This window comes from Verrucomicrobiia bacterium, assembly GCA_035460805.1.
In the GTDB taxonomy this organism is placed as follows: domain Bacteria; phylum Patescibacteriota; class UBA1384; order CAILIB01; family CAILIB01; genus DATHWI01.
Window position 1 is genome coordinate 1 of sequence record DATHWI010000062.1, and the last position, 3,266, is coordinate 3,266.

4 protein-coding genes and 1 tRNA gene are annotated in these 3,266 nt (G+C 50.5%); all 5 read right to left on the bottom strand.

Features of this window, described 5'->3' with window-relative positions; all coding sequences use genetic code 11:
• Positions 1–53: 53 nt before the first annotated feature.
• The 5 genes from VLA04_02055 to VLA04_02075 all read right to left on the bottom strand — a co-directional run bounded on the left by VLA04_02055 (position 54) and on the right by VLA04_02075 (position 3,257).
• Entirely contained in the window at positions 54–1,118 is a 1,065-nt protein-coding gene (locus VLA04_02055; GenBank protein HSI20477.1) for an AI-2E family transporter, read from the bottom strand.
• A gap of 36 nt (positions 1,119–1,154) precedes the next feature.
• Complete coding sequence (locus VLA04_02060; GenBank protein HSI20478.1) at positions 1,155–1,922, bottom strand: hypothetical protein; 768 nt, start codon at positions 1,920–1,922, stop codon at positions 1,155–1,157.
• 19 nt (positions 1,923–1,941) lie between these two features.
• Positions 1,942–2,016, bottom strand: a tRNA-Arg gene (locus VLA04_02065).
• A gap of 190 nt (positions 2,017–2,206) precedes the next feature.
• Entirely contained in the window at positions 2,207–2,995 is a 789-nt protein-coding gene (locus VLA04_02070; protein ID HSI20479.1) for a hypothetical protein, read from the bottom strand.
• A 118-nt stretch (positions 2,996–3,113) separates the two neighbouring features.
• Entirely contained in the window at positions 3,114–3,257 is a 144-nt protein-coding gene (locus tag VLA04_02075; protein ID HSI20480.1) for an HU family DNA-binding protein, read from the bottom strand.
• Positions 3,258–3,266: the final 9 nt, after the last annotated feature.

Below are 3,266 nucleotides of genomic sequence, written 5' to 3' on the forward strand. Positions count from 1 at the left end.
GGTCTGTTCAATAGCGATATCAAACGTTCCACGGCGGTTCTCAGCAACGCGCTTCATAGGAGCACCTCTGCATCGGCCTCCGGCGTTGGGCTGTCCCAAATCTTACGAAGGTTGGGCCATTCCTGCACAATTACGGAAATACCTGCAGCTGCAGGCACCGCAATAATGGCGCCTAGCACTCCAAAGAGCTTTACCCCAACCACAATGGCCAAGATAACGAGGACTGGGGACAGTCCCACTGCCTTGCCCATGACACGGGGAACAATAATGGAAGCTTCAATTTGCTGGATCACAAGGAAGCCAATAAGGAAGACCAAAAGTGCGGCTAGGAAATTGCCGTGAATAAGGGAAATGACAATCGCCGGCAGCATGCCAAGTACCGGCCCAATATACGGGATAGCCTCACAGAGCCCTGCCCAGAGGGCTAGGGGCAGTGGGGTAGGAACACCAATTAGGGCGTACACAATGAAGTTGGCTACGGCAATCAGGAGCATGAGGATGAACTGCCCGCGGATCCAGTAACCCATCTTTTCGGAGATCTTCTGGACGGTGACATAAACAGCCTGGAAACGCCCACGTGGCAGTACCTGGTGAAAGAACTCTTTCGCATTCTTCTCTTCAAGAAGAAGGTAGAAGCCGATAATGAGCCCAGAGATAAAGGTTGCCACACCGCTGAAAAAGCTGGCGCCCCTGGAAATGAAGTCGGTAGAGAGGGTGTTGATAGTAGTGCTAATGCTTGAACCAATCTTGTCGAGCACAGCAGAATACTGGACTTGCTGCGACTCGGTAAGGTACGGCTTAAGCTTTTCAATCAGTTCAGGATAAGAATTGTTGAGTTCCTGCAGCTGCCTAATTACAAGCGGAATAAAGACATAGGCAATACCCACCAAGGCGGCAATGAGGACAACAAAGAAGAGGGTCACTGCCAGTGAGCGGGACATGTTTTTTTGCAGCATTCCAATAGTAGGGTTTACTGCTGCCACAAAGATAAACACAACGAGCATCAGGATGATGACATCGCGCAGTAAAATGACCGCCCAAATGCCGATGGCGACTGCCACCACCTTGAAGAGGGCTTCCCAGGTTATGTCGTGCGTTGTCTGTTGAGAACGGGCCATACCGTGAGTCTATCTGAAGTTTGTAGGTATGTCAGGCTACTTTCTCTGAGGCTCAACAGAATACAGGTCGAAAGTCCAAGCCTTCTTACTAGCGTCTACAACCACTAAGTAGTCGGCTTTTTGCGTCGTTGGGAGTGTCAGTGAAAAATGCTGAATCTCCTGACGCAACAAGAAACTCTCCTTAGTCTTTTCAGTATCTGGTTCAGCTCTTTGCAGGGCATCCCGGCGAATCCTATTCGCCAAACGGTCTTCATCATTCATATGGAGGTACACAACCAAGTCACTACGCTCAACTAGGTTGAAATCCCCACAAACCAAAAGTACCTTTACAGGACCAATGGAGCGCACTGGCCCCCGGTCCACCGCCACACCGGTCTTTTCGTCATATTCTGGGACTGCCACCTTCATAAGCTCATCCACATTTCCCCGTATTGCTTCAACTATGCCGTTGAGCATTTTGATATCGAATTTTTGGAGAATAGCTTCATCCCGCGCAGGGTGTTCACCCTCGTATTCATGCCGCCGGAAAGCACGGTCATACTTGTTATAGTCGTCCACACAGATAGCATCGGCGGCTATCCCCTTGTCACGAATCTGACCTAACAGGCTTGCGGATAAGCTTGATTTGCCACTCGCTGCACCCCCGATCAAGGACACAATAAGCGCCCCTTCCTTAGGAATTTTTTGCTCGATAATCCTAGCAATATTCTCAGCTACCTCTTCTTGGGAAAGCGACTGAGCACTGGAACGGAACCGTTCAGCGATAAGCTGCTCAACAATGCTATTGCTACCGAATAGATTCATTTTGTTTACAGTGTTTTCATGGTACCCCCGACTGGAATCGAACCAATATTTTCTCCTTAGGACGGAGCTACTCTATCCATTGAGTTACGGGGGCGAGTGAGGAGATGCCGACCGTGCTTGCACGGGGAGGCAGACTCCGAGCGAGCCTACGCGTTACGCAGTAACGCGGGGGCGAATAGGAATTGTCCTTCACTACCCTCTTTTATATCAGGTTTAGCCTCACACCGTTAGCCTCACCATAAGAAAAAAGGCCCTCGCATAATGCGAAGGCCTCCGAATCAGAGCTACTGGGCAGGAACCAGTTTCAGCCACCGCTTGCTGACCAACTCGTAGTTGATGAGCGCTATGCAGCCGCCAATGGCCCCTCCCCACCAAATATTGCCGAGGACGTAACCCGCAACCACCCCTAGGGCAGTGTCGCAACCGCAAAGCAGGGCGAACTCCGAGTGAATGAGTTTAAAGAACGTCCAACAAAATGCAGCGACTGGGCAAATTATGTCGTATGCCCCTTCAACACCTTCGAATATGATTACCAGGGTGAGGTACCACAAGGGCCCCAGGAAGGGCACGATAATGATCCAAGACTTTGCCGTTGCCTCCCAAGCGGTAAGGAATTGAGTAAACCTTGTGCGGCCGTTCTGCCCCTTAAGATGATCCCGTGCCGCAGCGCCGCAAAACATCCAAATTACAGAGAACATAATGGAAACGACGGTCGCAATGGTGATCAGCTCAGAATTGTCCGCCCTCCTGGGGGCAGTATTCATAAAGAGGAAAGCGCAGGGCGCACCCGTTAAGGCAAACCAACCCAGAATGGGCAGGAGTATCTTTCCTGTATCAACTAGACCCACCAAGGAAGTTACGAGCCACTGACCAAACGGGGCCTCACTTACTGCCCGCCAAGCTGCGCGAAGGCGGAGTGGGATCTTTTCATACTCGTAAAGCGCATAGGCCAGTGACCCGCCCATAAGCATGCCGACCCACCAGTAGAGTGGCCCAAACTCCAAGGCAAGAAATGTGCCGATGATTGCACTAAATGTGCAGGTAAGAAAAATTTTCAAAGAACGGTTCTGCATAATTCCTCCACAGGAAAAGTTGTGGTGACGATATCCTTACTGATACAAGTTGTCAATTAGCTACTTTCTATACAACAAAAAAACCGGCATTTCTGCCGGTTTCTTTTCAGTAGCTAAACTACTTCACAAGAGACTTGAGGGCCTTACCCGCGCGGAAACGTGGAAGGCGCATCTCAGGGATCTCAATATGCTCGTTTGTATGTGGGTTCACACCACGACGAGCCTGGCGCATACCGACATCGAAAGAACCGAAACCAGTGATAGTGACCTT